The organism is Thalassospira lucentensis MCCC 1A00383 = DSM 14000 (assembly GCF_000421265.1).
GTDB lineage: Bacteria > Pseudomonadota > Alphaproteobacteria > Rhodospirillales > Thalassospiraceae > Thalassospira > Thalassospira lucentensis.
Map to the genome: position 1 here is coordinate 1 of NZ_ATWN01000004.1, position 25,358 is coordinate 25,358.

At 53.7% G+C, this 25,358-nt stretch carries 24 protein-coding genes and 1 pseudogene; 13 read left to right on the top strand and 12 right to left on the bottom strand.

Going from position 1 to position 25,358, the window contains the following annotated elements; genetic code table 11:
• Together K355_RS0109100 and K355_RS0109105 are read right to left on the bottom strand one after the other, a co-directional pair.
• A pseudogene (locus K355_RS0109100) lies at positions 1–305 on the bottom strand (IS3 family transposase); the annotation flags it as partial.
• Positions 306–416: 111 nt separating this feature from the next.
• Positions 417–1,160: an SDR family oxidoreductase gene (locus K355_RS0109105; RefSeq protein WP_022731819.1), complete on the bottom strand. Its 744-nt coding sequence runs from the start codon at positions 1,158–1,160 to the stop codon at positions 417–419.
• Positions 1,161–1,264: 104 nt separating this feature from the next.
• Between K355_RS0109105 and K355_RS23610 the strand changes: the two genes are divergently transcribed.
• Positions 1,265–2,188, top strand: coding sequence for an AraC family transcriptional regulator (locus K355_RS23610; RefSeq protein ID WP_022731820.1), 924 nt, complete (start codon positions 1,265–1,267; stop codon positions 2,186–2,188).
• Between the two features lie 134 nt (positions 2,189–2,322).
• Positions 2,323–3,105, top strand: coding sequence for an RNA methyltransferase (locus K355_RS0109115; RefSeq protein ID WP_022731821.1), 783 nt, complete (start codon positions 2,323–2,325; stop codon positions 3,103–3,105).
• 143 nt (positions 3,106–3,248) lie between these two features.
• Here K355_RS0109115 and K355_RS0109120 read toward each other — a convergent pair whose 3' ends face one another.
• Positions 3,249–3,833: a fasciclin domain-containing protein gene (locus K355_RS0109120; RefSeq protein WP_028791468.1), complete on the bottom strand. Its 585-nt coding sequence runs from the start codon at positions 3,831–3,833 to the stop codon at positions 3,249–3,251.
• A gap of 472 nt (positions 3,834–4,305) precedes the next feature.
• On the opposite strand from K355_RS0109120, the gene rpsD reads away from it, so the two are divergent.
• Positions 4,306–4,923, top strand: coding sequence for a 30S ribosomal protein S4 (gene rpsD, locus K355_RS0109125; RefSeq protein ID WP_022731823.1), 618 nt, complete (start codon positions 4,306–4,308; stop codon positions 4,921–4,923).
• 237 nt (positions 4,924–5,160) lie between these two features.
• Here the strand turns inward: rpsD and K355_RS0109130 are convergent, their stop codons facing one another.
• The 4 genes from K355_RS0109130 to K355_RS0109145 all read right to left on the bottom strand — a co-directional run bounded on the left by K355_RS0109130 (position 5,161) and on the right by K355_RS0109145 (position 9,397).
• A complete protein-coding gene (locus tag K355_RS0109130) occupies positions 5,161–7,365 on the bottom strand; it encodes a mechanosensitive ion channel family protein (protein ID WP_022731824.1) in 2,205 nt (734 codons plus the stop codon).
• Between the two features lie 242 nt (positions 7,366–7,607).
• Positions 7,608–7,943, bottom strand: coding sequence for a Grx4 family monothiol glutaredoxin (gene grxD, locus K355_RS0109135; protein ID WP_022731825.1), 336 nt, complete (start codon positions 7,941–7,943; stop codon positions 7,608–7,610).
• Positions 7,944–8,034: 91 nt separating this feature from the next.
• Positions 8,035–8,943: an EamA family transporter RarD gene (gene rarD, locus K355_RS0109140; protein WP_022731826.1), complete on the bottom strand. Its 909-nt coding sequence runs from the start codon at positions 8,941–8,943 to the stop codon at positions 8,035–8,037.
• A 220-nt stretch (positions 8,944–9,163) separates the two neighbouring features.
• Positions 9,164–9,397: a BolA family protein gene (locus K355_RS0109145; protein WP_022731827.1), complete on the bottom strand. Its 234-nt coding sequence runs from the start codon at positions 9,395–9,397 to the stop codon at positions 9,164–9,166.
• Positions 9,398–9,711: 314 nt separating this feature from the next.
• Between K355_RS0109145 and K355_RS23615 the strand changes: the two genes are divergently transcribed.
• Positions 9,712–10,206: a glyoxalase superfamily protein gene (locus tag K355_RS23615; RefSeq protein WP_022731828.1), complete on the top strand. Its 495-nt coding sequence runs from the start codon at positions 9,712–9,714 to the stop codon at positions 10,204–10,206.
• A 63-nt stretch (positions 10,207–10,269) separates the two neighbouring features.
• Here K355_RS23615 and moaA read toward each other — a convergent pair whose 3' ends face one another.
• The 3 genes from moaA to K355_RS0109165 form a co-directional block, all read right to left on the bottom strand.
• Positions 10,270–11,268 (bottom strand): GTP 3',8-cyclase MoaA, encoded by a 999-nt coding sequence (gene moaA / locus K355_RS0109155; RefSeq protein ID WP_022731829.1) that lies wholly within the window; start codon positions 11,266–11,268, stop codon positions 10,270–10,272.
• A gap of 253 nt (positions 11,269–11,521) precedes the next feature.
• Positions 11,522–12,340 carry a hypothetical protein gene (locus K355_RS0109160; RefSeq protein ID WP_022731830.1) on the bottom strand — a complete coding sequence of 273 codons (819 nt, stop codon included), beginning with the start codon at positions 12,338–12,340 and terminating at the stop codon, positions 11,522–11,524.
• Between the two features lie 183 nt (positions 12,341–12,523).
• Positions 12,524–12,709: a DUF3553 domain-containing protein gene (locus K355_RS0109165; protein ID WP_022731831.1), complete on the bottom strand. Its 186-nt coding sequence runs from the start codon at positions 12,707–12,709 to the stop codon at positions 12,524–12,526.
• A 364-nt stretch (positions 12,710–13,073) separates the two neighbouring features.
• Between K355_RS0109165 and K355_RS0109170 the strand changes: the two genes are divergently transcribed.
• The 7 genes from K355_RS0109170 (at position 13,074) to K355_RS0109200 (ending at position 21,395) form a co-directional block, all read left to right on the top strand.
• Positions 13,074–13,682, top strand: a complete 609-nt coding sequence (locus tag K355_RS0109170) for a histidine phosphotransferase family protein (protein WP_022731832.1) — start codon at positions 13,074–13,076, stop codon at positions 13,680–13,682.
• A 142-nt stretch (positions 13,683–13,824) separates the two neighbouring features.
• Positions 13,825–16,494: a hybrid sensor histidine kinase/response regulator gene (locus K355_RS0109175; protein WP_022731833.1), complete on the top strand. Its 2,670-nt coding sequence runs from the start codon at positions 13,825–13,827 to the stop codon at positions 16,492–16,494.
• A 16-nt stretch (positions 16,495–16,510) separates the two neighbouring features.
• Entirely contained in the window at positions 16,511–17,017 is a 507-nt protein-coding gene (locus K355_RS0109180; RefSeq protein ID WP_022731834.1) for a chemotaxis protein CheW, read from the top strand.
• A gap of 85 nt (positions 17,018–17,102) precedes the next feature.
• Positions 17,103–17,468, top strand: coding sequence for a response regulator (locus K355_RS0109185; protein WP_022731835.1), 366 nt, complete (start codon positions 17,103–17,105; stop codon positions 17,466–17,468).
• Between the two features lie 73 nt (positions 17,469–17,541).
• On the top strand, positions 17,542–19,269 hold the full coding sequence (locus K355_RS26295; protein WP_022731836.1) for a chemotaxis protein CheB: 1,728 nt from the start codon (positions 17,542–17,544) through the stop codon (positions 19,267–19,269).
• Between the two features lie 9 nt (positions 19,270–19,278).
• Positions 19,279–20,697 (top strand): CheR family methyltransferase, encoded by a 1,419-nt coding sequence (locus K355_RS26210; RefSeq protein WP_342664634.1) that lies wholly within the window; start codon positions 19,279–19,281, stop codon positions 20,695–20,697.
• 56 nt (positions 20,698–20,753) lie between these two features.
• A complete protein-coding gene (locus K355_RS0109200) occupies positions 20,754–21,395 on the top strand; it encodes a methyltransferase family protein (RefSeq protein ID WP_022731838.1) in 642 nt (213 codons plus the stop codon).
• Between the two features lie 145 nt (positions 21,396–21,540).
• On the opposite strand, the gene ctrA is transcribed toward K355_RS0109200, so the two are convergent.
• Positions 21,541–22,236: a response regulator transcription factor CtrA gene (gene ctrA / locus K355_RS0109205; protein ID WP_022731839.1), complete on the bottom strand. Its 696-nt coding sequence runs from the start codon at positions 22,234–22,236 to the stop codon at positions 21,541–21,543.
• Between the two features lie 417 nt (positions 22,237–22,653).
• Here ctrA and fliI point away from each other — a divergent pair, with 417 nt between their 5' ends.
• Together fliI and K355_RS0109215 are read left to right on the top strand one after the other, a co-directional pair.
• Positions 22,654–24,243, top strand: a complete 1,590-nt coding sequence (gene fliI / locus K355_RS0109210; RefSeq protein WP_022731840.1) for a flagellar protein export ATPase FliI — start codon at positions 22,654–22,656, stop codon at positions 24,241–24,243.
• 44 nt (positions 24,244–24,287) lie between these two features.
• Complete coding sequence (locus K355_RS0109215; protein ID WP_022731841.1) at positions 24,288–24,716, top strand: flagellar export protein FliJ; 429 nt, start codon at positions 24,288–24,290, stop codon at positions 24,714–24,716.
• On the opposite strand, the gene K355_RS23625 is transcribed toward K355_RS0109215, so the two are convergent.
• Positions 24,709–25,281 carry a hypothetical protein gene (locus K355_RS23625; protein ID WP_022731842.1) on the bottom strand — a complete coding sequence of 191 codons (573 nt, stop codon included), beginning with the start codon at positions 25,279–25,281 and terminating at the stop codon, positions 24,709–24,711. The genes K355_RS0109215 and K355_RS23625 overlap by 8 nt on opposite strands.
• Positions 25,282–25,358 lie beyond the last annotated feature (77 nt).

Below are 25,358 nucleotides of genomic sequence, written 5' to 3' on the forward strand. Positions count from 1 at the left end.
ATCATGCCATCAAGGACCATGACGCGGATCCGCTCATCCTCAAGCTCCCTTTCAAGACGCTTGATCTTTTGTTCCGGGGTTTCTTCCAATTTGGACATGGCTGTGTGCCTCGCTGTGGACCAGTCGAGCTTACCATGTTTGCGCAACCAGTTCAGGACTGTACTTCGTCCCTGAATGCCATAGCGGTCCTGCGCTTGCTTATAGGTCAGTTCGCCTTTTTCAACCTGATCAACAACAGCCAGTTTAAAGCCCATGTTGTAATCTCGTTGTGTGCGCTTACGACGCACTTTGCCTGAAGTAGACATTGTCATCTCCTGTAGGTGACAACGTATTTCAGGACGTGACAATCTTTTTGAAAAGGGCGGGGTAATCCCGCCCTTTTGAGTGTTTAATCTATTGCAGTTCTCGCCCAAAGATCAGGAGAGACCTGCCAGTTTGAGGGCGTCAGCCCCAGCGGGAAAGCGTAGGCGGTCTGATGCGTCGTTGACAGCCAGCCAGACGGCATTGGCGACATCGCTTGCGGTCGTCATTTCATCGGCCTGCTGGTACGCTGCTAAAATATCCTGTGCAAAGGTCTTGTATGCTTCGGGGATTAGGCCATCCATCCGCGAACCGGCATTCGCAGAGAATTGTGTGTCCGGACAATAGCCGGGCTGCACGAGTTTTACCCGAATATCAAAAGACTTTAATTCAAACTCAAGCGATGCGGTAAATCCTTCGATCGCGATTTTGCTTGCGCTATAGGCCGATACCAGTGGCATCGGAGCGAGCACTGCACTGGATGTCACATTAACGATGGTACCACTCTTACGGGATCGAAACTGCGGCAAGACTGCCTGAACCATGGCCATGGTGCCAAATGTATTGGTTTCGAATATGTCGCGTATGGTGCTCATGGGGGTGGCTTCAAAGGCTCCGAACAGCCCGATACCGGCATTGTTAACCAACGCATCAATCGGGCCGCATGTTTCAATTGTTGCCGCGATTGATGGAGGGTCCGTAACATCAAGTGCTAGCACTTTGAATCTGTCTGATATCGGAAGGGCATCTTCGTTAGGTGTTCGCATGGTGGCGATGACGCTCCAGCCCTTGGCGTGAAAGAGGTTTGCGATTTCAAGGCCATAGCCTGATGAACAGCCGGTGATCAGTATTGTTGGCATTTTTTTTCCATAGTCATTTTGATGTTTCTCTGTAGATAGAAATATCAAAATTTTCAGGACTTTCTATAATAGAAGGTCCATTTTTAATAAGAGTTAGTCCTGTTTTGAGCGATCCCCTTGTTGAGATCATTCGCCTGCTACAGCCAAAAGCCGTTTTTTCCAAAGGGATCAGCGGCGCAGGAGCATGGGCAGTGCGCTATTCACCGTTTGGGTACCCGAGTTTCGGTGTTGTGATGGATGGCAGTTGTCTACTGGCCGTGGATGGTCATGAAAGCATCCGGCTTGAAGTTGGCGACTTTATTCTGTTGCCAAAAACGCCAGCTTTTACAATGTCCGGGTTTGAGGCGGTGGAACCCGAAATTCTTAGTTCTGAAGTTGCTGCGACCAAGAACGACGAGGTACGGCATGGTCGGCAGAATGGCCCGCCGGATGTTCGCCTGTTGGGTGGTTATTTTATCTTCAATTCGCCGGATGCTGCGTTGCTGACATCTTTGTTGCCGGGGCTTGTCCATTTGCGAGGTATTGACCGACTTCTGAAGTTGGTCTCCCTGATCGTTGAAGAAACCGGGGAATGGAAGCTTGGCCGGGAACTCGTGTTGTCGCGACTGGTTGAAATCCTGTTGATTGAGGCTCTGCGATCCTCACCGGGGAAGGATGCACCTCCTGGGTTGTTAAGGGGATTGGCAGATGAGCGGATTGTGTCGGCGCTACGTCAGATCCATGGAAATTTCGGCAGTTCATGGTCGATTGCAACTCTGGCAAAGGAAGCAGCACTTTCACGGTCAGCTTTCTTTGATCGATTTGCAAGGACGGTGGGGATGGCGCCGATGGAATATTTGCTCTCGTGGCGGATGGTTATTGCTAAGAGGGAGCTCGCAAAACGAGATTGCCGGGTTGCCGATGTTGCCGAACGGGTTGGATATGGCTCGGCAAGTGCGTTCAGTATTGCGTTTTCCCGACATGTCGGGCTTCCACCGGGGCAATATGCGCGCGAATGCTGGATGGACCATGATAGCCTGAATGTCTGACAACGGATCGGGTTGTAATCAGATGATTACCAAGATTAGGAACTAGTCTTGCCGGTTGGCTTTTGCTAAAGAAACGCCAATATTGACCGAATGTCGGTACCCAGACTTTCTTTGACGACCGGAGAAACCACGCGATGAGCGACGCCCGAGGTAGTGCTATTCCCGAAACGGGTGGCATTGCCAATCCGCCAGTGATCATTCTGATTGAGCCGCAGCTTGGCGATAATATCGGCAAAGCCGCGCGTGCGATGCTTAATTGCGGGTTGGTGGATCTGCGGCTGGTGCGCCCGCGCGATGGCTGGCCCAATGAACGCGCAACTGCGAATGCGGCCGGTGCTGACATCGTGATCGACAATGCCAAGGTGTTTGAGCGCGACGAAGATGCGGTTGCCGATTTAAACCGGGTATATGTCACGACCGCACGTACGCGCGATGCGATCAAGCCGGTCTTTACGCCCAAAGGGCTGGCACCCGAGCTGCGCAGCGTTGTCGCCAAGGGTGAAAAGGTTGGCGTGTTGTTTGGGCCGGAACGGACCGGTGTGCGCAACGAACATATTGCGATGGCCGATGCGGTTATTACCGTGCCGTTGAACCCGGGGTTTACGTCACTTAATCTTGCACAGGCGGTTTTATTGATCGGCTATGAATGGTGGCAGGCTGGTGTTGACGTGCCCGATTATCAGATGCTGATGAATGATACGTTCCCAGCCACTAAGGAAGATCTGGAACGGTTGTTTGTTCATCTTGAACACGAACTTTATGAGTCTGGTTTTTACCGCGTTGAAGCCAAGCGTCCCAATATGGCGCGTAACATCCGCAATATTTTTAACCGGTCGAACCTGACGCATCAGGAAGTCCAGACCCTGCGCGGGATGATCGTTGCCATGCGTGGTGGAAAGTACAAACCAGAAGATTGATCTGTACTGTTGCGTCAGCACATAGAACATCGCCAAAATAAAACACCCGGCCTACGTGGCCGGGTGTCTTCGTCTGGGGGCTTTGCAACAGGTTAAAGCCGCGCAGTGCCAGACGATTTAGCGGTGTGATCAGGTGCGGCCAATCAGCCCGGCAGAAGGACGGTATCTACCACATGGATCACACCGTTGGACTGCATGACATTGGCGATGGTGACTTTTGACCACTGGCCTTTGGCATCGACGATATAAAGTGCACCGTCTTTCATCTCGGCGGTAATCGTGCCGCCCGATGCGGTGGTCATTTTATACATTCCGCCCATGGCCTTGGTTTTTTCCATCAGGTCGGCTGCGGTCATGGTGCCCGGCACCACGTGATAGGTCAGTATATTGGTCAGGGTCGCCTTGTTTTCCGGTTTCAGCAGGGTTTCAACCGTGCCAGCTGGAAGCTTGTCAAAGGCGGCATTGGTGGGTGCAAAGACGGTGAACGGCCCGGCACTTGCCAGAGTGTCCACCAGACCCGCTGCCTTAACCGCGGCAACCAGAGTTGTGTGGTCTGCGGAATTTACCGCGTTCTCAACAATGTTTTTGGATGGATACATCGGGGCACCCCCGACCATTACGGTCTTTTCGCCCGACATTGAGCTTTCAGATTTCATGTCATTGGCGCATGCACCCAGTGTCAGTGCAATCGCAGAAGCGGCAAATACCATCATGGATTTCTTAATCATGTAAAACGTGTCCTTGTCAGTCTGCCTGCGTGGTGCATTGTTTTTATCGGCGCACTTTTGCCACGCAACCCGGTTTTCAAATTCGATCCCAAGAGCGGATTTCGTATTGATCATTCCTGTTTTTGTGCGCGTTACGGGCGAAGGTACGCACGAGGTTGCCATCGGGTTTCAGCAGGGATGATGTTTTTTGCCAAAGGGTTATGCAAAGGCAGCCAGCCAATTGCGCGAACAGGCGATGTCGGGCATACCTATGCCGTCAGGCAAAGCGGCACAGACCGGCAGAAATGCAGGGCTTGGATGCGGTGATTAATGTTTGACTCTTGGTCAATCATCTCTATATTGCGCCTCACTTCCGAGAAAGTGGGTCGAAACAGGTGTTTTCGTCCCCGTTCCGTATGTCCTGCTGTTAAAGCGTTTGGGGTTACGGAAACTATCGGGACAATAAAGTGATCTTAAAAAAGAGAGTTATCAAATGTCGAAACGTATTGCTGCAAAGCATAAGATTGACCGCCGCCTTGGTGTGAACCTTTGGGGACGTGCAAAATCGCCGCTGAACAAGCGCGAATATGCACCGGGCATGCACGGCGCAACCCGCCGTAAAAAACCGACCGATTTCGGTATCCAGCTGTTTGCCAAACAGCAGCTCAAAGGCTACTACGGCTCCATCTCTGAAAAACAGTTCCTGCGTTACTTCAAAGAAGCATCGCGTCGTCCGGGTGATACCTCCGAAACCCTCGTTGGTATTCTTGAACAGCGCCTTGATGCTGTGATCTACCGTATGAAATTCGTTCCGACCGTTTTTGCTGCGCGTCAGTTCGTTAACCACGGCCACATTCTTGTCAACGGCAAGAAAGTAACCATTCCGTCATTCCTCGTTAAAGAAGGTGACGTTGTTGAAGTCAAACAGGCTTCACGTGAAATCCCGATGGTTATCGAAGCTGCGACCCTGAACGAACGTGACGTTCCGGAATATCTCGACGTTGACGCGAAGGCCTTCAAAGGCACCTTCGTTCGCGTACCGAAATTCGCAGAAATTCCTTACCCGGTTCAGATGCAGCCGAACCTGGTCATCGAATTCTACTCGCGTTAATCCTTACCGGATTTCGCGACGATCCATACGAAACGCCCGCTGGAAACAGCGGGCGTTTTTGTTTGTCTAAAGGGTCGGCGTCTTAGGACATGTTAGCGCTAACATCCCTTTTTTCTGAGGGGCTTGGCGATTGCGCCTTAGGGTGCGGCCAGCGGCCCCCAACATACAAAACAGCCCGGTGCAGATGGACGGCACCGGGCTGTTTTATGTTCGCGATGTTGGGATCAAACCGACTGGTTACGATTTTGACGCGTTGAGTTGTTCGGAGGCCTGCTGGGCCGCAGCCGCAACGGCTTCGTTTTTTTGTTCGGGCGTGGCATCAGGCGGTACATCGACCTTCACATTGCGCGATGCCATCTGGATGCCGTTTTCCTTGAACATCGCCAAAACGCTTTGATAAACGGTCTTGCGGATGGTGAATTGTTCGCCCGGTTTTGAGGTGTATTTCAACCCGATGACCATGTTGAACTCTTCCATCCGGCGGACACCTTGCGATTTCAGTGGCTCGATGAAGCTGTCGCCAATCAGCGGATCTTCCAGCAAATCGGCCGAGAGTTTCTTGACCAGCTTTTTGATCTTGTTGACGTCGGTTTCGAACGGCACGCGGAATTCAAGTTTGACAATCACCCAGTCGCGGCTGTGGTTGACGATGGATTTAATTTCGCCAAACGGTACGGTTTGCAAGGGGCCGCGATGATGGCGCAATTGCATCGAGCGGATCGAGATGTTTTCCACCCGTCCGCGCAGGTTTTCAACTTCGATATATTCGCCAAGCCGGAACGCATCATCAAGCAGGAAGAACACACCCGCCACAACGTCGCGCACAAGCGCCTGACTGCCAAAGCCAAGGGCGAGACCAACCACGCCAGCACCGGCAATCAGCGGGCCGATATCAACGCCCAGCGAGGACAATGTGACCATGGTGACCATGATGACGATGACCGTGAAGGAGAAGTTCTTAAGCAGCGGCAGCAGCGTCTCAATCCGCGATAGGCCGGTGCCACCGCCTTCACCGTCGCCGTGATCGCCTCCTGAGGCGTTCATGCGTTCATCAAGGAAGGCCTTGATCAGCGACCAGATCAGATCAGCAATCAGCAAGATCATGATGATTTCGGTTGAGGCATCAATGATGCGGGCAAGTATCCCGGCGTCGTTGGCCGTGGCAAGACGATCAAGACCCCAGATGCGCCACATACTGGCAAGAACAAACACAAGGGCGAGCAACCGGACACCACGTTTAAGAACCTTGGTAAAGACCGGGTGTTTTGGTTTTACCGGTTCGAAGTCTTCATCATGTTCGGTCGCATATGCCAGTGCGGCGGCATTTTTGTCGGCGGCTTCCTGATCGGCGATCAGGACTTTTTTGCGATGCTGGCTTTCGATGATATTGCGCAAGATGACGTCAAACAGGCAGGCAAGACCAATCGCCAGCAAGGCCTTTAGCATCCGTTCGGCACCAATGACGGCAACGCCACCAACCAAAACCAGCCACGCGCAGACAATGATCGGCCAAAGCCGTGCGATGGACGTTGGCAGGGCAAGCTTTTCAACATTGCCGCTGACTTTGTTCGCGGCAAAAAAGCGGCCAAGCGAAACAGCGGCCACACAAAATGAAATCACCGAAATCACCACGGCAATATCAAACAGGATGATATCGCCCAGAACCATGGTGGGCGCGGCACTAAACACACCGGCCAGGCCAAAGGAAAATAGTGAAACGCCTGCGGCCAGTGTCAGACTGCGGGTCAGGACTGCGGCAGCATCCGGATCCACATTGATCATGCGCAGGCCTTCAGCCTTGGGTGCGAACAGGAACTGAAGAACGATCATGAGAATGCGCAGCAGGAAGAACGCCATCAAAAGCGACATCAGCGCGCTTTTCATAATCGGCGGCCAGTCAAAAATCATGAACGTCCCGATCGATCCGATGGCAAACACACCAAGCGAAAGCAGCGACAGAACGCAAAGCGTGACAATCTGTTTGAGACGATCCGTAAATTTGACAGGGGACTGAGCCTCAAGATGGGCGCACATCGGAGCAGCCACCCGGCGATAGATGATTTCAGCAATCACCCCGACAGCAACAAAAACAGCGGTAAAGAGGATCAACTTCATCAGCCCGGTGCGTCCCATGTCAGACGACATGAAGGTGCCGGTGGCATCAAGTTCATCGGGGAAGGCCGAAAGGCCTTCTATGGTGCGTTCAATCCGTTCTTTGGTGCGCGCAACACCCGCGTCGAGGAAGCCATAGTAGCTAAAAGCGTCGGCTGCGACATCGTCGGTGGGGGGTGCTTGATCAAAGCTGGTTTGATCATCATCGCCCGAACCGGCCATCGCGGCAACGGCGGCCATTTGCGCATGTGCGGGGGGAGGCGGGGTGATGACACAAATGGCAAAAAGCCAAAGAGCCAGACAGATCGTTGTTTTGATTGCTGATTTCATCCCGCTCATTGTCCCCTATTACGCGCAGAATCCTACTCTGACAAAGATGGGGACATTTGGGATAAGCATCAAGAAATAGTTTCACGACACATGCGGTTATGATCGCAAAAGGTGTGGCGCTGATGCGTGAAATGATACGTAGAGCTGTAGTGAACTGGCGAAATACGTGCAATCAGGCATGAAAAAAACGCGCAGGCCAAAGCACAGCGCGTTTTAATTCTTCGCGATGTCGATCAGGTGCCTTAGGCAGCGACCGCAACGCCCTTTTCTTTGAGGTGCTGGGCCAATTCGCCCGATGCAAACATCTCACGGACGATGTCACAGCCACCAAGGAACTCGCCCTTGACGTAAAGCTGCGGAATGGTCGGCCAGTTTGAAAAGTCCTTGATGCCCTGACGGATTGCCGGGTCAACCAGAACGTTGATGTCTTTGAACTGAACACCAAGTTCTGCCATGACTTGAACAACAGCAGCAGAGAAACCACACTGCGGGAACATGGCAGTCCCCTTCATGAACACGACGATATCGTTATCGTTGATGTCCTTCTGGATACGCTCGAAAACCGGATTGTCGGTCATAATGATTGTCCTTGGCTTTGGGCGGGGATTTTTCCGCCGCGGGAATAGTTAAACTTTATGGTCGAAGATATGGCTGGAACCTGCGGTTCTGTCAACTCTTGCGGCGATTTTGGCGTGCTGTGCGCAGGTTATCCCAGCTGTAAACGCCAAGTCCGATCCAAACCAAGGTGTATGTCACCATGTGGGCTGTGGTGAAAGCCTCGCCAAAGACCATAACCGCGATGATGAACTGTATCGTCGGGTTGAGGTACTGCATCAGACCAAGGGCGGAAAACTTCATATTGCGGGCGGCAAAGGCAAACAGCACAAGCGGGATCGTCGTGCAGATGCCAAGCCCGATCAACAGTGCGTCCTGTTCAATTCCGATATTGCCAAATGCCAATTCGCCGTGGCGTTGCAGCCAGACCATATAGATAAGCGATGCCGGGGTAAGCAGCGCGCATTCAACAAAAAGACCGGCAATCGGGTCGGCTGGCACAAATTTGCGGATCACACCGTAAAAGGCAAACAGGGTAGACAGGCTGAGCGCAATCCAGGGCAGGTGGCCATAAAACACCAGAAGGTTCAAAACCCCGACGGTGCAAATCGCAACCGATAGCATCTGAATCCGGTTGAGCTTTTCGCCAAAGAAAATCCGCCCCAGAATGAGCATGACCAACGGCATGATGTAATAGCCAAGGCTGGCTTCCAGTGCGTTGCCACTGTTGATCGCCCAGATGTAAATCACCCAGTTTCCCGCGACCAGAAGGCTGCTGAGAAACAGCAAGCCCAGTGTTCTGGACGATGAAATCAACGCCCAGAGCTGTTTGCGCTTTCCCAGTGCAAACACCAGAACCAGTGTCAGGGCCGCTGACCAGACGATACGATGGGACAGGATTTCAAGCGGTCCGGCAAAACCGACCAGTTTGAAATACAGGCCAAAGGTGCCCCAGATGACAAAAGCGCCAAGCCCGGCGAGGGGGCCTGCGCCGACTAATGCTGGTTTTTCGGTTGATGACATGGGTGTTGGGCCGTGATCCGTTAATGGGGCTGTGTCCGGCTGGCAAAAACGGTCGGCCGGGATGGGTACGCAGGTCTGTTCGAGCTTCAAGACGAAGGGCGCCGAACTGTATCCGGCGCCCGTAAGCGTCTGACATATGCCCGGTCATGGTGGCGTGGGCAGATGTCGAAAATCTTCGTCATGTCGACGATGGTGGTGGCGGTGGCGGCGGTTTAGACGATTAGTCGGGGGCCGATGTTTGCAGCGCCAGCGCATGCAGATCGCCGCCCATTTTGCCCTTAAGAGCGGAATAGACCATCTGATGCTGGATCACGCGGGTTTTGCCGCGGAAGGATTCAGATACAACAATTGCCGCATAATGATCGCCATCGCCGCGCAAATCCTCGATGCGGACCTGTGCATCTGGCAGCGCTTCCTTGATCATGCTTTCAATTTCATAGGCTTCCATGGCCATGGCGTTTATTCCTTATGATAGATCGAATGGCAAATAAGCCAATTCGATGGGACTTGTTTTGTTTGGTATATGTTGTTGCCCCCGGCGCTGTCAATTTCTGCGCAGCATCGATTAAGCATCATTGGTTGAAGATGCGCTAATGCTTGTGTTGCCCGCGATAATTGGCTAAACAGCCAAACAGGGTTGCGCGCACCCGCCGTCCGCAAGGTTTATGCCTTTGGTAAAGTGACGCAGATGAAATGTATCGGACCCGTTTCCAGATCAGGCAACGGCCCGGCAACGCGGACGCCCGGCCTCCTGTATGGAGACGATGAATGACTTCAAATACCTTAAATATCAATCGTGCCGATATCGACACGGATGCCACCGAACAGTTCAAGACACAGGCAAAACGCCTGCGCAAAGCCTTGGCCGCACGCGATGTTTCGATCTCGCATGCCAGCTCGCTTGAATTGTTGGCGCAAAGTCATGGGTATCGTGACTGGAACACCGCGATTGCCATGGCACGGCGTAACATCCCGACCAATGTCGCTGATCTTGGCATTGGGAAACGTTTTGCCGGATCATACCTTGGCCACGCGGTGACCGGATTAATCCGCAGTGTGACCGCAACACCCGTTGGCGGCGTGTTTCGCGTCGAGGTGCATCTTGATGAGCCGGTTGACGTGGTGGAATCCAAACGCTTTAGCGGTTATCGCCAACGCATTGCGTCACGGATCAATGAGCATTGTGAGCCGGTCCTGACCAATGGCAGGTCTGGTCCGGGGCTTTCGATTGATTTGTTACTGCGTGATGCTGATAGCGTGTGAATAGGTTGTCGCTGAGATAAATCACCAAGCCCTCCGGCAGCTTCCAAAAGTTGCCGGAGCTGCTTAGCCACCGGTCATGCTCATATGCCGACCAACGGCTGGTTTTTGGCCTTTGCGATCGATGACGAAATCATGGCCCTTGGGTTTAAGCTCCATCGCGGCATCCAGCATTTGATTGAGGGCGCGCGGATCGCCGGTGCGAAGGGCCGCGCGCAGATCAACGTGGTCTTCCTGACCCAGGCACATGTAAAGCGTGCCGGTGCAGGTCACACGGACACGGTTGCAGCCTTCGCAGAAGTTATGGGTCAGCGGCGTGATAAAGCCAAGACGTCCGCCGGTTTCGGCCACGGTGGTATAGCGGGCCGGGCCGGGGGTGGCATATTCGGACGGGATCAGAGTGTATTCCTGTTCCAACCGTTCACGCACCACGGTTAGTGGCAAATATTGTTCTGTACGGTCGCCGTCAATGTCGCCAAGCGGCATGGTTTCGATCAGGCACAGATCAAATCCTTCCTTGCCGCACCACGCGACAAGGCGTGACATTTCGTCTTCGTTGAAATTGCGAAGGGCGACGGTATTGATCTTGATGTGAATGCCGGCCTGTTTGGCGGCTTCAAGCCCGGCCAGCACCTGTTCAAGGCGGCCACGGCGGGTGATTTCGGTGAATTTCTGTGAATCAAGGCTATCAAGCGAGATGTTAAGCCGTTTGACGCCAAGCCGGGCCAGATCATCAGCATAGGTCGCAAGCTGACTGCCGTTGGTGGTCATGGTCAATTCATCGAGTGCGCCGGTTTTAAGATGGCGCGACAAATCAGCAATCAAATCCATGATGCCACGCCGCACCAGTGGTTCACCACCGGTCAGGCGCAATTTGCGCACACCGCGATTGATAAAGGCCGTGCAGAGCTGATCGAGTTCTTCGAGCGAGAGAACCTCGGACTTTGGCAGGAACGTCATGTTTTCCGCCATGCAATAGGTGCAGCGGAAATCGCAGCGATCGGTTACCGAAACGCGCAGGTAGGAAACATGGCGGCCATACTTATCGATCAGCGGTGTTGTCATGGCTTGGGGCTCAGCACTGTTCGTTGGTTCAAAATACGATATTTGGGACGTTGACTGTTGCATAGCAGACCGGGTTTTGACCAGTCTGTTTCAATCGCGTCCGATCACCTTTCCGTCAGGTGGGATATCATCATATACCACACGACACGGGGACGAAAAAACCGCGCCCAACATATCGGACGCGGCTTTTGTAAGCTATTTGCGGGTAACCGTGGGGTAACGGCATTTCTGCCTTGGCGCGCGTCAAATGGCGTTAGCCTTCCTTTTTGAGCACGGCATAGTCGTTCTCAATCGCCTTGACCACGGTACGCAGGGTCGCGACATTTTCGCTGCCAAGCTTTGCCACCAGTTCAGCCGAATGTTCCGGCACAGAAAGGGTTTCGCGGACATCGCGGAACAGGGCATGGAGCATCAGAATGCAATGGGTTTCTGTGAAAGTCCAATTGCCGCTACCTGACGGCAGGTTGTCGTTGACCAACTGCATCAGCCATTTTTTGCGATGTTCGTAATTCTTGAAATGCAGGGCCATGCGGGCAAAGACCAGATTGATGCGCAACGCAACAGCAGGTTCCTTGGCCAGATGGTCCCAATATTCGGTCGGATCACGCAGTTCATCGTCTTCATCGGCGTGGGCTTCGATGATGGCGTGGATTTCGCCGTCAATTTCCTGAAGCATATCCATGCCGACCATCATGCGGATGACCTTGAAGAAGGGCTGCAGGATGCTGCGCGACAATGCACCATGTTCAAGGTCACCGGCCTCGCCACCTTCGAGAAGGTATTCAAAGCGGCTGACCAAAAGGCGGCCGAATGGATCGTGGCGCACCGCAGCCTTTTCGCGGGCCTTGATCGATTCCATGTCGCTTTCGAGCACGGACCATGCCCCGTCAAACAGGTTTTCCTGATCGCGCAGGCTGTCGACGGCTTTTAGAATTTGTTCTTCGGTAAGCACACCGCCGTGGTCGCGGGCATGATGCACCAGGCCCTGGGCAAAATGTTCCAGCACAGAAAAGGCGGCGACGTGGTGGCGCTGCTTAAAGCTGTCACGTGGTGGTTTGTTGACTGCAATCATAAAGCTGTCCAGACCTCGGTTAAGACGGTTGCGCAGATGAATGGTGCATTTATCTTGTCAGGATAAGCCCATTTAATACGCGGAATTCATTAATAATTTAGTGTCAGCAATTCACATGCCAAGCGGCAGCGTAATCAGGGCTTTATGATGTGCCCAAATGTGGCGATCCGGATCGGGGCTACATTATTCGTAATCGATTGCCGCCTCGACGATTTCCAGAACGACATGGCGCGGGCGAATAATCTGACGGCCGGCTTCTTCGAAATTAACCGCGATGCGATCCCCATCAACGGCCTGAATGCGGCCCAATCCCCAATCGGGTTGATTGGGATGGCGAACGATGGTGCCGGGTGTTAGTAAAAAATCCATGGGGTACTCTGTCTGTCGTGTCTATGGTTTCTATATAGGCTCATCATGCCGGGGACACAAATCAACGCATAAATCAGGGTATGATGAAAATGCAGATTGCCCAGTCTGGGCGGTAAATTTTGCCGGGTGGTGCGGTGTCGGGGATGGGCCGGTTATCAACTGCGATATTGTTGATGGATGCAGGATGCGTTCAACCTATCAAGCTGTAAATTTCGCATTGGCTAAATAAGCTCTTAACATATCAGGGGCAATCTTGGCGCTTCGTAGCAGGTCGTGTGTCCGTCGTGACCGGTTATGGAAACGGGCATTGTGTTTGGGGACGCAATGCGGTGAACAGAAAAAAACACCTTGGAGTACCGCCGCAATGGATGATGACATCGCCCTTGAGATGACGCTGATCGAGTTGATCAGTTCGCGCATTTGTCATGACCTTGTCGGGCCGGTTGGTGCGGTAAATGCCGGGGCCGAACTGATGGGCGAAGAAGGTGTTTCCGATGACGAAGCACTGGCATTGATGCGTAAAAGTGGCCTTGAAGCAGCACGGCGCCTGCAATTGTTTCGTCTGGCATTTGGTCGGGCGGGCAACAGTGTTGATACCGCCTCTATGCGCGATGCTGCCCGCCATGCTTATGAGGCGGAAGGCAAGGTGACGCTGGATTGGCACGACCTTGCATTTGATCCATCGCATGGACGTGTTGTTTTGAATATGGTCATGCTGGCCCGTGAGGCATTGCCGTTCGGTGGAACAATCTCTGTTACGCACGACTCCGGTGGTCGCACAACGGTCCGTGCAGAAGGCAAGCGCGCGGCATTACGTGCCGAAGTGATGAATGTGCTTGAAAACGAAGTATCTGCAGATGAGCTTGATCCGCGCACTGTGCATGGGTTTTTCGTCAGAAACCTGGCGAAACGTTCCGGCGGGGCGCTTTCGGTCTTGCAACAGGAAGCAAATATTGCATTGATCTATGTATAAAAAATTGACCTGCGGGTCTGGTAATCCGTTGTGGTAGCTTCTACGTAAGTAACCGACGTAATGTGTGTTTCTTGCTGTTTGGGCATTAATGGGAGTTCCGGTTCCGGCAAACGGTTGATTGTTGGAGTTTTGGAGGGGGTATATGGACGATCTTTTAAGTGAATTTCTGACCGAGACTTCGGAAAGCCTTTCGACGCTTGACGTCGAGCTGGTGAAGCTTGAACAGAACCCGAATGATCCTGATATTTTGTCCAACATTTTCCGTTTGGTGCATACCATCAAAGGGACGTGCGGATTTCTTGGCCTGCCGCGACTGGAAGCTGTTGCGCATGCGGGCGAGAACGTGCTGGGGAAAATCCGTGATGGTGAACTGATTGTCACACCGCCTGCGGTGACGCTGGTGCTGGAATCCATCGATACCATTAAATATTTGCTCGGTGAGCTTGAACAGAACGAAGCAGAGCCGGACGGCAATGACGCCGATCTGATTGCGCGCCTGAACCATTTTGCTGATACCGGCACGATCATGGGCGGGGACGCTGCACCGGCGGCGGCTGTTGAAGAAGCGCCTGCCGATGACGCGCCTGAGATGACTGACGACGAACGTTTGCAGGCCATCTTTGACGCGACAGAAGTCGACCCGGAAGTTGCCGAACCAGAAGCACCTGCGGCGGCTCCGCCGGCTGCGGCCAAGTCACAGGAAGTCGCCCCGGCCAAACCGGCCAAGGCAGCCGGTCCGAAAGCCGAAGCACCGCGTGCCGAAGTCAAGGAAAGTTCGGTTGCGGCCCAAACGATCCGCGTGAACGTTGAATTGCTTGAAAACCTGATGACGCTGGTTTCCGAGCTTGTCCTGACCCGTAACCAGCTTTTGCAGATGGTACGTGGCAAGGACGACAGCGAATTTACCGTGCCGTTGCAGCGCCTGTCACACATCACGACCGACCTTCAGGAAGGCGTGATGAAGACCCGTATGCAGCCAATCGGCAATGCATGGGCCAAGTTGCCGCGTATTGTTCGCGATCTTGCCCTTGAGATGAACAAGAAAATCGATCTGCAGATGATCGGTGCCGATACGGAACTTGACCGTCAGGTGCTTGAGCTTATCAAAGATCCATTGACCCACATGGTACGGAACTCTGCCGACCATGGCTTGGAAGACATTCCGGGCCGTCGTGAAGTTGGCAAGCCTGAAACCGGTACGGTCACGCTGAACGCCTATCACGAGGGTGGTCATATCATCATCGAGATTTCCGATGATGGTCGTGGTTTGAACCTTGAACGGATCAAGGCCAAAGCCATCACCAACGGTCTGGCGACCGAAAGTGAGCTGGAAAGCATGGGCGACCAGCAGATTCAGCAGTTCATTTTCAAAGCCGGTTTCTCGACCGCGGAAAAAGTCACATCGGTTTCGGGACGTGGTGTGGGTATGGACGTTGTTCGTACCAACATCGAAAAAATCGGTGGTACGGTCGAACTGAAATCGGTCGAAGGCCGTGGTTCGACCTTTATCATCAAAATCCCGCTGACCCTGGCGATTGTTTCGGCCCTGATCGTTGAAAGTGGCGGCGAACGTTTTGCCATCCCGCAGATCAGCGTTCTGGAGCTTGTTCGTGCATCGAACAATTCCGAACATTCCATCGAACGCATTCACGACACCCCGGTGTTGCGTCTGCGCAATCGTCTTCTTCCGCTGGTCACGCTCAAGAAAATTCTTGGGCTTGATACCACCGAGGAGGCCGATGACGGTGTTGATGAAGAAGCCTTCATCGTTGTTGCTCAGGTCGGGACATATTCATTTGGTATTATTGTCGACCGTGTGTTTGACACCGAGGAAATCGTGGTCAAACCGGTTGCACCGATCCTGCGTGATCTGTCGCTGTTCTCGGGCAATACCATCCTTGGCGATGGTAGCGTGATCATGATCCTTGACCCGAACGGCATTGCCAACCGCACCGGCGAAATCACCGTTGGGGATTCGCAAGGTGTCGAAGGCAAGGCAAAAGCTGACGCGTCCGATGGTGAAACCACCTCGATGCTGGTGTTCCGGGCCGGGGGCAATGAAGTTCGCGCAGTGCCGCTTGCGCTGGTGGCGCGTCTTGAGGAAATCGATGTCGAGAACATCGAACATTCCAATGGCCGCCCGCTGGTTCAGTATCGTGGCAAGCTGATGCCGCTGGTCTTTATTGACGGTGGCTATCAGATGAAGACCGAAGGTCGCCAGCCGACCCTTGTCTTCCAGGATCGTGAACGGACCATGGGTCTTGTGGTCGACGAGATTGTTGATATCGTCGATGACGTGCTGAATGTTGAGCTGACAGCGGATCAGGATGGTCTGGTTGGCTCGGCCGTGATTGACGGCAAGGCAACCGATTTGATTGATGCGGGTTATTATCTTGAACTGGCCTTTAGTGACTGGTTCGGGACCGAAGAAAATGGCGGTGAGAAGAAGCGTGTTCTTCTGATCGACGATAGCCCGTTCTTCCGTAACCTTCTGACGCCGATGCTTTCGGTTGCCGGGTTCCGTGTGACGGCACTTGAAAATGCCGAGCAGGCCATGGAACTTAAAAACCGTGGCGAAGTCTTTGATGCGATCATCAGTGATATCGAAATGCCTGGTATGAACGGCTTTGAGTTTGCTGAAGCATTGCAGAATGACGAGCTTTGGGGCGAGACTCCGATCATTGCCCTGTCGTCGCATACGAAAGACGAAGATTTCGAGCGCGGTCGCCAGGTTGGCTTCAGCGATTATGTGGCCAAATTTGACCGTGATGCGCTTGTCTCGACCTTGATCCAGACATTGAGCACCATTTAATCGGGAGATTTTCCAAATGAGTGACAATAAGGCACTTGTCCCGAGCCATGAACGTGGGGCAGCTCTTGATCTTCGCGGTGACACCAAGGATTTTGTCACCGCGTATATCGGCAAACAGCTTTTCGGTATTCCGGTTCTGACGGTTCAGGATGTTTTGGGGCCGCAGCGTATTACGCGCATTCCACTTGCACCGCCCGAAGTTGCGGGTTCGCTGAACCTGCGCGGGCGTATCGTTACCGCAATTGACGTGCGCAAACGTTTGGGTCTTCGTGACAAAGAAGACGAAGATCCGGGCATGAGCATCGTTGTTGATCAAGGCGGCGAACTTTACAGTTTGATGGTTGATCAGGTGGGAGAAGTTCTAAGCGTGCCTAGAAAGGCGTTTGAACAGAACCCGGCAACCCTTGATGCACGCTGGCGGGAATTTTCCGATGGAATTTTCCGGTTGGATAAAAAGCTTTTGGTTATTCTTGATGTGACGCGACTGCTTGATTTTAATGCTGCAGTAAAGCAGGCTGTCTGATCTTGGATACTGTGCCGGACGCCTTAATGCGTCCGGTGCGATGCCGTTCTTGGCTTAACGACCTAGAAACACGAGAAGGAAGTCGATGAAGAGTTGTCTCGTCGTCGATGATTCAAAAGTCATCCGAATGGTCGCGCGCCGCATCCTCGAAGAAATGAGCTTCGAGGTTGTTGAAGCAGTCGATGGTCAGGAGGCACTTGAAAAGTGCTTTGAAGATATGCCCGACGCGGTGCTGCTTGATTGGAACATGCCGATCAAAAGCGGGATTGATTTCCTGCGGGAACTTCGGGCATCCCCGGGTGGGGATGAGCCGGTGGTTGTCTTCTGCACGACGGAAAACGACCTGGAGCATATTCAGGAAGCCATTACAGCCGGTGCGAATGAGTACATCATGAAACCGTTCGACAGCGAGATCATTCAGGCAAAATTTGAACAGGTTGGTCTGATTTAGATCGCCTGTTTTGATGTTGCCGTCTTGGCAACCTGTCCTTGATCTCCTGAGAGTCTAGCGGGGATGCTGCTACGTGGAAGAAGTGCCTGTCCATTCGCCTTACAAAGTCCTGATTGTCGATGACTCCGCGATTGTGCGGGGGCTTGTGACACGCATGATGGCTGAGGACGACGAAATTAACGTCGTGGGCTCGGTCAATAATGGTGAAGAAGCCCTTGCGGTCATGGAAGGCGGTGGCATTGAGGTCGTGGTTCTCGACATCGAGATGCCGGTGATGGACGGGCTGACGGCCTTGCCAAAACTGTTGGAAATTGACCCGACAGTGCGGGTGATCATGGCTTCCACCCTGACCAAGCGGAATGCCGACATCAGTTTTCAGGCAATGACCCTTGGCGCAGTTGACTACATTCCCAAACCCAGTTCAGCAAAAGACCTCAATGTTGGGGAAGGCTTCCGGGCCGAGCTTCTCGACAAGGTAAAGGCATGGGCCGAGCAGCGTCGCAAGATGCTCGAAGTCGAGGAAGCACATGCTCTCGCCCGTGCCGAGGAAGACGCGGCATCAGAGGCGGCGGCCGAGCACCCCGCTGAAGCCGACCCGCACACCCCCCAAGTGGCAGAGACACCCCAAGATCCCGAATCTGGGGAGGATACCGGTGCCGCCGGTATTCCTACTTCGGATGACAAGCACGATAAGGATCAGGCACCGTTTCGTGCTCAAATGTCGGTTGAGCATCAGCAGATGCAAAAAGTCGGGCGTATTCAGCGCAAACGTTTTACCGCCGAATTGCGGCCGCGTCCGATGCAGCAGCATCCGCGTCCGCAACAGGTGCAAATGCGCCCAACACCGCAAACACCAGCCCAGCCTGCACCCCCGTCGCAATCACCGCAGTCTGCTCGCGCAGTCGATCCGGGCCAGCGTGCGGCGACAGTGCCGGGAAATCCGCGCGTGCAAGGTGCGCCGCGTGATCCCGGGGGGCTTATTCGCGATGCTGCCATTGCTGTTGGAAACACGGCGGGCAGGGCTGCCGTTGCCAAAGCGGCTATGCCCGGAAAACCGAGTGTTCCAGCCACGGCCAAGCCATCGGCAGCCCCGACCGCAAGAGCGCCAAGTGGGCCCGCACCCAAACAACAACGGCCAAACACAGCGCGCGGGTCTTCTGCCCCTGCGCCGACACGGGCACGTGCTGGTGGCGGTAAGGCCGTATCGTTGTTGCCGGAAAAACGTCTGAACGTTGAAGTGATTGCCATCGGCAGTTCGACCGGGGGGCCGCAAGCGTTGTTTGAAGTGTTGCGCGGGCTCGCCGGTGTGCGTCAGCCAATTTTCATTACCCAGCATATGCCTGCGACCTTTACGACGATTTTGGCCGAACATATTACCCGCCTGACTGGGCTTAAGTGCCAGGAAGGTCAAAATGGGATGCCTATTGTTGGTGGACAGGTTTATCTTGCGCCGGGGGATTACCACATGACAGTGGAAGGGCGCGGTGCGTCGCGCCATATCAAGCTGAACCAAAATCCGCCAGAAAACTTCTGCCGCCCGTCGGTTGATCCGATGTTGCGCAGTATCGTTGAAAGTTATGGTGGAAATATTCTGACCGCGATACTGACCGGAATGGGACAGGATGGTATGCTTGGTGGACGTGCTGTTGTCGGTGCCGGGGGAATGGTTGTAGCACAAGACGAACAAAGCAGTGTTGTATGGGGGATGCCAGGTGCCGCAGCGCATGCTGGTATCTGTTCTGCTGTTCTGCCGGTCGGCGGAATTGCGGCCTATATTAAAAAATTCGCGGGGGGTCGTTAACCCACAATGATGAAGCCGGAAGACTTCGATTTCGTAAGCAGACTGATAAAGTCAAAGTCCGGGCTCGTTCTGAGTGAGGACAAGACTTATCTGCTCGAAAGCCGGCTGATGCCGATTGCGCGTAAGCGCGGCATGAAAGATTTGGGCGAGTTGATCGGTGCCATGCGTGGCGGCGACCGCCAACTGGTTGAAGATGTCGTCGATGCGATGACAACCAATGAAAGCTTCTTTTTCCGCGATACCAAACCATTCGATCAGTTCCGACATGTTGTTCTGCCACACATGATCAAGGCGCGTGCGTCGAAACGTCATTTGCGCATCTGGTGTGCTGCCGCGTCTTCGGGGCAGGAACCCTATTCGCTGGCGATGATTTTGGATGAATTCAAAAGCCAGCTTTCGGGATGGCGTGTTGAAATTATTGGAACCGATATCTCGCGCGAGATTTTGACCAAGGCACGGGCAGGGATGTATTCCCAGTTCGAAGTCCAAAGGGGCCTTCCGATCAATCTTCTGGTCAAATATTTCCAGAAAAAAGAAGACCAGTGGCAGATTTCAGCCGATATCCGATCCAAGGTTCAGTACAAGGAATTCAACCTTCTGGAAGATTTCCGTCCGCTGGGGCAGTTCGATATTGTCTATTGCCGTAACGTGTTGATCTATTTTGATCAACCGACCAAAAGCGATGTTCTTGCCCGCGTTTCGGCATTGATGCCAGATGACGGTTTCCTGTTCCTTGGTGGTGCGGAAACGGTTCTGGGTATTTCAGATAAGTTCAAACCGCTCGCACGTCAGCGCGGTATTTATCAGCTCAACCGTCCGGGCGCACCGGAAGTTGATCTGACAGCACTTGAAAAAGCACAGGCCGGTGGGACTGCAGCGGCATCAAGTGGTGCTGCAACCGGAGGCCTGACCTTCCAAAAGCCAAAGCATATGCAAACTGCGGCAGGTGCGGCCACCGGGACGGCTGCCCGTCCGGCAGCACCGGGTACGGCGGGCACGACAACCACCCGCCCCACAACAAGTTCCACGACCGCACGTCCGTTTGGCACCGCCGGTACGACAGGTACGGCTGGTACAACAGCGCGCCCGACGACGACAGGGACAACCGGAACAACGGCGCGTCCGGGAACGACGGGCACTACCACCCGTCCATCTGGGACCGGTACAGGCAGTTCGTTCAGTAAGCCGTCAGGTTCGACTGGTACAGGTTCTACAGCACGGCCGGGATCAACAGGAACGACCGGGACGGGTTCGACCTATCGTCGGCCGCTTGGCTCCGGAGGAACCGGGACAACCGGGACTGGTGCCGGTGGCACGCCGCCGCGGCCCTCAAGCGGGACGGGGAATACAGGTGGTGCTGGCGGGACGACGCGCCCGTCATCGACCTATGATCGGTCCCGTTTTGGGAAACCGGACGACAAAAAATAACCGACAGCCGGTTCATTGCCGACTGTTCGGTGATGAACTGAAAGTCGGAAACGAATATGATTTCTTCTTCCACTACCGCAGCACCGCGCAAGGCGTTAACCGATCTGCAACGTCGTCGTAAGTTGGCGATCAGCTGCCTTTCTGTCCTCATGATAGGGGCATTGCCCCTGATACAGTCAAATGCTGCTGTGGGGATGTTTACCCATGAAGCTGTTGAAAGCGCCGGGGTGCTTTTGATTGCGATTGCCATTCTGGGGCGGGCATGGTGCACGCTTTATATTGGAGGCCGAAAGGCTCAGGAACTTACCGATAGCGGACCCTATTCACTAAGTCGCAATCCGCTTTATGTTTTCAGTTTTATTGGTGCGGCGGGGATTGGTGCGCAGACCGGCAGTCTTTTGATGACACTGTTGTTTGTTCTGGTGGCTATTGCTGTGTTTTTACCCGTGATCCTGCGTGAAGAACGCGCCTTGGCTGAAATTTTTGGCAATGCGTTTGTTGCGTATCAGGCTGACGTGCCGCGTTTCGGTCCACGGTTTTCAGCATGGCAAGATATGGAAACACTTAATATTCGCCCCAAACTTTTGTGGCGGACACTTTGTGATGGCTTGGTGTTTTTGATGGTGGTGCCACTGTTTGAATTGATCGACTGGCTGCAGGTAAGCGGGATCGTTCACCCGATTGTTCATCTGCCCTAAAGTCGGTCGGAGTTCGGGGCGATCTTGGGCCTCATGCAACATGGTTTAGATACAAAAACGCCCCGGTGCAGATCCGGGGCGTTTTTTGATTACGGGCACTCGTGCAACGTTTCCCAGCACCATCGTGCTTTGGGAAAGGGCAAGATCAGGCCGCAGCGCTGTTGGTGTCAGGATCGCGCAGGACATAGCCCCGGCCCCAAACCGTATGGATGTAGTTGTCGCCTTTGGTTGCAGACTGAATTTTCTTACGCAGTTTGCAGACAAAAACGTCAATAATCTTGAGTTCCGGCTCATCCATGCCACCATACAGGTGGTTGAGGAACATTTCCTTGGTCAGTGTCGTGCCTTTACGCAGCGACAGCAATTCAAGAATGCCATATTCCTTACCGGTCAGATGCAGCGGTGATCCGTCGACATCGACAGTACGAGCATCCAAGTTGACATTGAGTTTTCCGGTCGCAATCATCGACTGGGCATGGCCACGTGAACGGCGAACAATTGCCTGTACGCGTGCCAGGAGTTCGGTTTTTTCGAACGGCTTGGTAAGATAGTCATCAGCGCCGAACCCAAGGCCTTTGACCTTGTCTTCGGTTTCCGTCAGCCCCGAAAGGATAAGAACGGGGGTGTCGACGCGTGCATCGCGTAAACGTCTGAGGACCTCGTAGCCATCAATATCTGGCAGCATCAGGTCCAACAGAATAATGTCGTAGTCATAAAGTTTGCCGATCTCAAGGCCATCTTCGCCAAGGTCGGTTGTATCGATTACCATGCCTTCAGACTTGAGCATCAGCTCAATGCTGTCAGCATAGGTGTTGTCATCCTCAACCAGCAGCACCCGCATGTTTCTGCTCCGTTACCGTGTTCCGCAATAAGTCCGTGTTTATCCGGTTATTCGACAAGCGCCCCAACGATTGTCGGTCGGGAAATTTTGTCCCATTCCGTTAACGATACGTTGCTTTGCGACTCGTGGCAAGCAGGCGAGTCGCATCTTGTTAACTTTTTTTCATCTCCGAATGCGACTCGGAGGCGGAATGCGAGACTTCCCAACGGTTTGTGGCGTTAACCAACAAGGGGCGCAAATGATTTTTTTTTGCGAATTTTCCGTATACACAGCTTTTTAACGCCAATTATGCCTATATATTTGGTACGACGCGGCTCGATTTGCCACCCCAACCGGCAATTGTCATTCTGATTAATATCGGGTCACTGTCGATATGACGCCCAGTAAAAGTAACAGCAACCGGAAAAGCCCCTAAACGTGTTCCAGATCGGTCGCAACATTATCGCAGATCTTCGCCGCATCCCCGATTACCATATTGTCGGGCGGGTGACCGCTGTTTTGGGTCTATTGGTTGAAATCGGTGGTGTTGAAGGCGCGCTGTCTGTCGGTGACCGGTGTAAGGTCAAGCGTCGCGATGGCGAAGCCGTGGTCTGCGAAGTCGTCGGGTTTCGCAATGAACGCGCACTGTTGATGCCGTTTGGTATTCTGGACGGGATCGGCATTGGCTGCGAAGTTGAACTGGCCGATACCCAACCGCAGGTCTACCCCGATGAAAGCTGGCTTGGCCGCGTGGTCAATGCATTTGGTCAGCCGGTTGACGGCAAAGGACCGCTGAGCGAGGGGCAACAGGCCTATCCGATCCGCAACATGCCGCCATCGGCCCATTCACGCCAGCGCGTGGCGGGCAAGATTGATCTTGGTGTGCGGGCGATGAATACGTTTCTGACCTGTTGCCGTGGGCAACGTATGGGCATTTTTGCCGGGTCAGGCGTTGGTAAATCAAGCCTGCTGTCGATGATGACGCGCCATACCACATCCGATGTGTCCGTGGTCGGGTTGATTGGGGAACGTGGCCGTGAAGCCCGTGAATTCATCGAGGATGATCTGGGCGAAGAAGGATTGCGTCGATCGGTGGTTGTTGTGGCAACTTCGGACGAGCCACCATTGATGCGCCGTCAGGCAGCCTATATGACCATGGCGATTTCGGAATATTTCCGCGATGTCGGGCGTGATGTGCTGTGTATGATGGATTCCGTCACCCGCTTTGCCATGGCCCAGCGTGAAATCAGTTTGTCCGTCGGCGAACCGCCCGCGTCAAAGGGCTATACCCCGACCGTGTTTGCCGAACTGCCGCGTTTGTTGGAGCGTGCCGGACCCGGCGGGCCGGGGCAGGGATCCATCACCGGACTGTTTACGGTTCTGGTGGATGGCGATGATCATAACGAGCCGATTTCAGATGCGGTGCGTGGTATCCTTGATGGTCACGTGGTTCTGGACCGCTCCATCGCCGAGCAGGGCCGTTACCCGGCGATTAACATCCTGCGCAGTGTGTCGCGTACGATGCCCGGCTGTAACACCGAGGGCGAAAACCAGATCGTTTCGCGTGCCCGCCAGTTGCTGGCAACCTATGACGATATGGCCGAGCTGATCCGGTTGGGCGCCTATCGAAAGGGAACAGATCCAAAGGTTGATGAAGCAATTCATTATTTCCCGCTGATCGAGGAATTCCTCAAACAGCGCAAAACAGAATGCATGCGGCTCAATGATGGGTATCTCGATCTTGCGCGCCGTCTTGATCTGGTCGCACCACAGGATGAAGCGCCCCAGATGGCGCAAAATGGTGTGGCAGGTGGCCGTGGACCCGCGGCAACGGGGCAAATGGCACCCAATGAGCTGCCCGGTGCTGCACCGGCGCCGCCACCGTCAACAGGACCCATTCTTAAACCCCGCGAACCACGTTCCAAGGTCACCAGCAGTTCCAATCGCGGGAACGAGCAGGACCTGAACGAAGCCAAACGGGCGCTTCGCCGCGAGCAAAATAACGCCAAAGGCGGGGGTGGTGAATGAGTATTCAGCGCACCGCATGTTTTACCAGACATAGGTAACGCGCCATGGCCAAGGATTTCAAAACCCTATTGCGCATGCGTAAATGGTCGCTTGATGACAAGCGCCGTGAGCTGGGCGAGATGATGGGGGTGCTTGAAAACCTGATTTCGGAAAAAGAAGCCCTCGCACAGGCGCTGATTGCCGAACAGAAAATAGCATCCGAGAATCCCGAACTGGTCGGGTTTGCTTATGCCAGTTTTGCCAATGCGGTCATTGCCGAACGCGAAGCATTGGACGGGCACATTGCCGAACAGGAACGCAAGATTGACGCCTTTCGCGAGGAAGTGGCAGATGCCTTTAAGGACATGAAAACGGTCGAGATTGCAGAACGCAATCGGGTAGAAGCCGAACGCGCGGAAGAAGATCGCAAAGAACAGGAAGAACTCGACGAAATCGGCATGCGTTCGGCCACCCGTGATGACGGACTTATGTAGACGCGACCTTTTCTCCGGAAAGTTCGGCATCCTCGTCAATCAGCATGTCAATGAAAGCAGCTATATTGTTTTTCGCAGCACCTTCATTGGCAAGGCGTAACCGCTGAATTGCAAAGGGTGAATCACCAAAGGTTGCGGTGTGATCAGCTGGGATATTCTGATCAAAAATGGTTTTGCCACTTTGTTTGTCGATAACTTCATACCGAATGAGCGTCTTCACGGTCAAATCAAGACCAAAGATCGGCTGATCGACTTCCAGTAAGGTTACGCGCAGTTCATAGGGTGCATCGCCTTCGAGCTTTGATAGAAGACCGGTGTTCTCAAGAGAAGCAATCAAGGCCTTTTCAAAAGCCTGACTGCTAATTTCCGAGGTCCACATCGGGTTGGTTTCTTCACCGCCGTTAACGCGCGATACGGTAATGTTCCCGTGATATGCAGATGTCTCTGCTTGCGCAGTATCAACGCCTTCTGTGACGGTCATATTTTGAAATTCAGCAGGGGACGCGCAGGCACTTAACATTGCCAAGCCAATGACGGCGGCAAGTTTCTTGATGGCAGAGTTCATCTTATCGTCTTCCTCATATCCAAGTTTGAGTTTGGCTGCTGCCGTTGATATCTGGCAACACTAAACAAGAAGACGAT

Excerpts from the sequence above, each read along its gene's own strand:
- K355_RS0109180 (WP_022731834.1), top strand. The coding sequence starts at position 16,511 with ATGAGTGACAATAAGGCACTTGTCCCGAGCCATGAACGTGGGGCAGCT.
- K355_RS0109175 (WP_022731833.1), top strand. The coding sequence starts at position 13,825 with ATGGACGATCTTTTAAGTGAATTTCTGACCGAGACTTCGGAAAGCCTT.
- K355_RS23625 (WP_022731842.1), bottom strand. The coding sequence starts at position 25,281 with ATGAACTCTGCCATCAAGAAACTTGCCGCCGTCATTGGCTTGGCAATG.
- K355_RS0109170 (WP_022731832.1), top strand. The coding sequence starts at position 13,074 with ATGGATGATGACATCGCCCTTGAGATGACGCTGATCGAGTTGATCAGT.
- K355_RS0109215 (WP_022731841.1), top strand. The coding sequence starts at position 24,288 with ATGGCCAAGGATTTCAAAACCCTATTGCGCATGCGTAAATGGTCGCTT.
- ctrA (WP_022731839.1), bottom strand. The coding sequence starts at position 22,236 with ATGCGGGTGCTGCTGGTTGAGGATGACAACACCTATGCTGACAGCATT.
- rarD (WP_022731826.1), bottom strand. The coding sequence starts at position 8,943 with ATGTCATCAACCGAAAAACCAGCATTAGTCGGCGCAGGCCCCCTCGCC.
- grxD (WP_022731825.1), bottom strand. The coding sequence starts at position 7,943 with ATGACCGACAATCCGGTTTTCGAGCGTATCCAGAAGGACATCAACGAT.
- K355_RS0109185 (WP_022731835.1), top strand. The coding sequence starts at position 17,103 with ATGAAGAGTTGTCTCGTCGTCGATGATTCAAAAGTCATCCGAATGGTC.
- moaA (WP_022731829.1), bottom strand. The coding sequence starts at position 11,268 with ATGACAACACCGCTGATCGATAAGTATGGCCGCCATGTTTCCTACCTG.
- K355_RS0109165 (WP_022731831.1), bottom strand. The coding sequence starts at position 12,709 with ATGGATTTTTTACTAACACCCGGCACCATCGTTCGCCATCCCAATCAA.
- K355_RS0109115 (WP_022731821.1), top strand. The coding sequence starts at position 2,323 with ATGAGCGACGCCCGAGGTAGTGCTATTCCCGAAACGGGTGGCATTGCC.
- rpsD (WP_022731823.1), top strand. The coding sequence starts at position 4,306 with ATGTCGAAACGTATTGCTGCAAAGCATAAGATTGACCGCCGCCTTGGT.
- K355_RS0109120 (WP_028791468.1), bottom strand. The coding sequence starts at position 3,833 with ATGATTAAGAAATCCATGATGGTATTTGCCGCTTCTGCGATTGCACTG.
- K355_RS0109130 (WP_022731824.1), bottom strand. The coding sequence starts at position 7,365 with ATGAAATCAGCAATCAAAACAACGATCTGTCTGGCTCTTTGGCTTTTT.
- K355_RS26210 (WP_342664634.1), top strand. The coding sequence starts at position 19,279 with ATGAAGCCGGAAGACTTCGATTTCGTAAGCAGACTGATAAAGTCAAAG.
- K355_RS0109145 (WP_022731827.1), bottom strand. The coding sequence starts at position 9,397 with ATGGCCATGGAAGCCTATGAAATTGAAAGCATGATCAAGGAAGCGCTG.
- K355_RS0109160 (WP_022731830.1), bottom strand. The coding sequence starts at position 12,340 with ATGATTGCAGTCAACAAACCACCACGTGACAGCTTTAAGCAGCGCCAC.
- K355_RS0109105 (WP_022731819.1), bottom strand. The coding sequence starts at position 1,160 with ATGCCAACAATACTGATCACCGGCTGTTCATCAGGCTATGGCCTTGAA.
- K355_RS23615 (WP_022731828.1), top strand. The coding sequence starts at position 9,712 with ATGACTTCAAATACCTTAAATATCAATCGTGCCGATATCGACACGGAT.
- K355_RS0109200 (WP_022731838.1), top strand. The coding sequence starts at position 20,754 with ATGATTTCTTCTTCCACTACCGCAGCACCGCGCAAGGCGTTAACCGAT.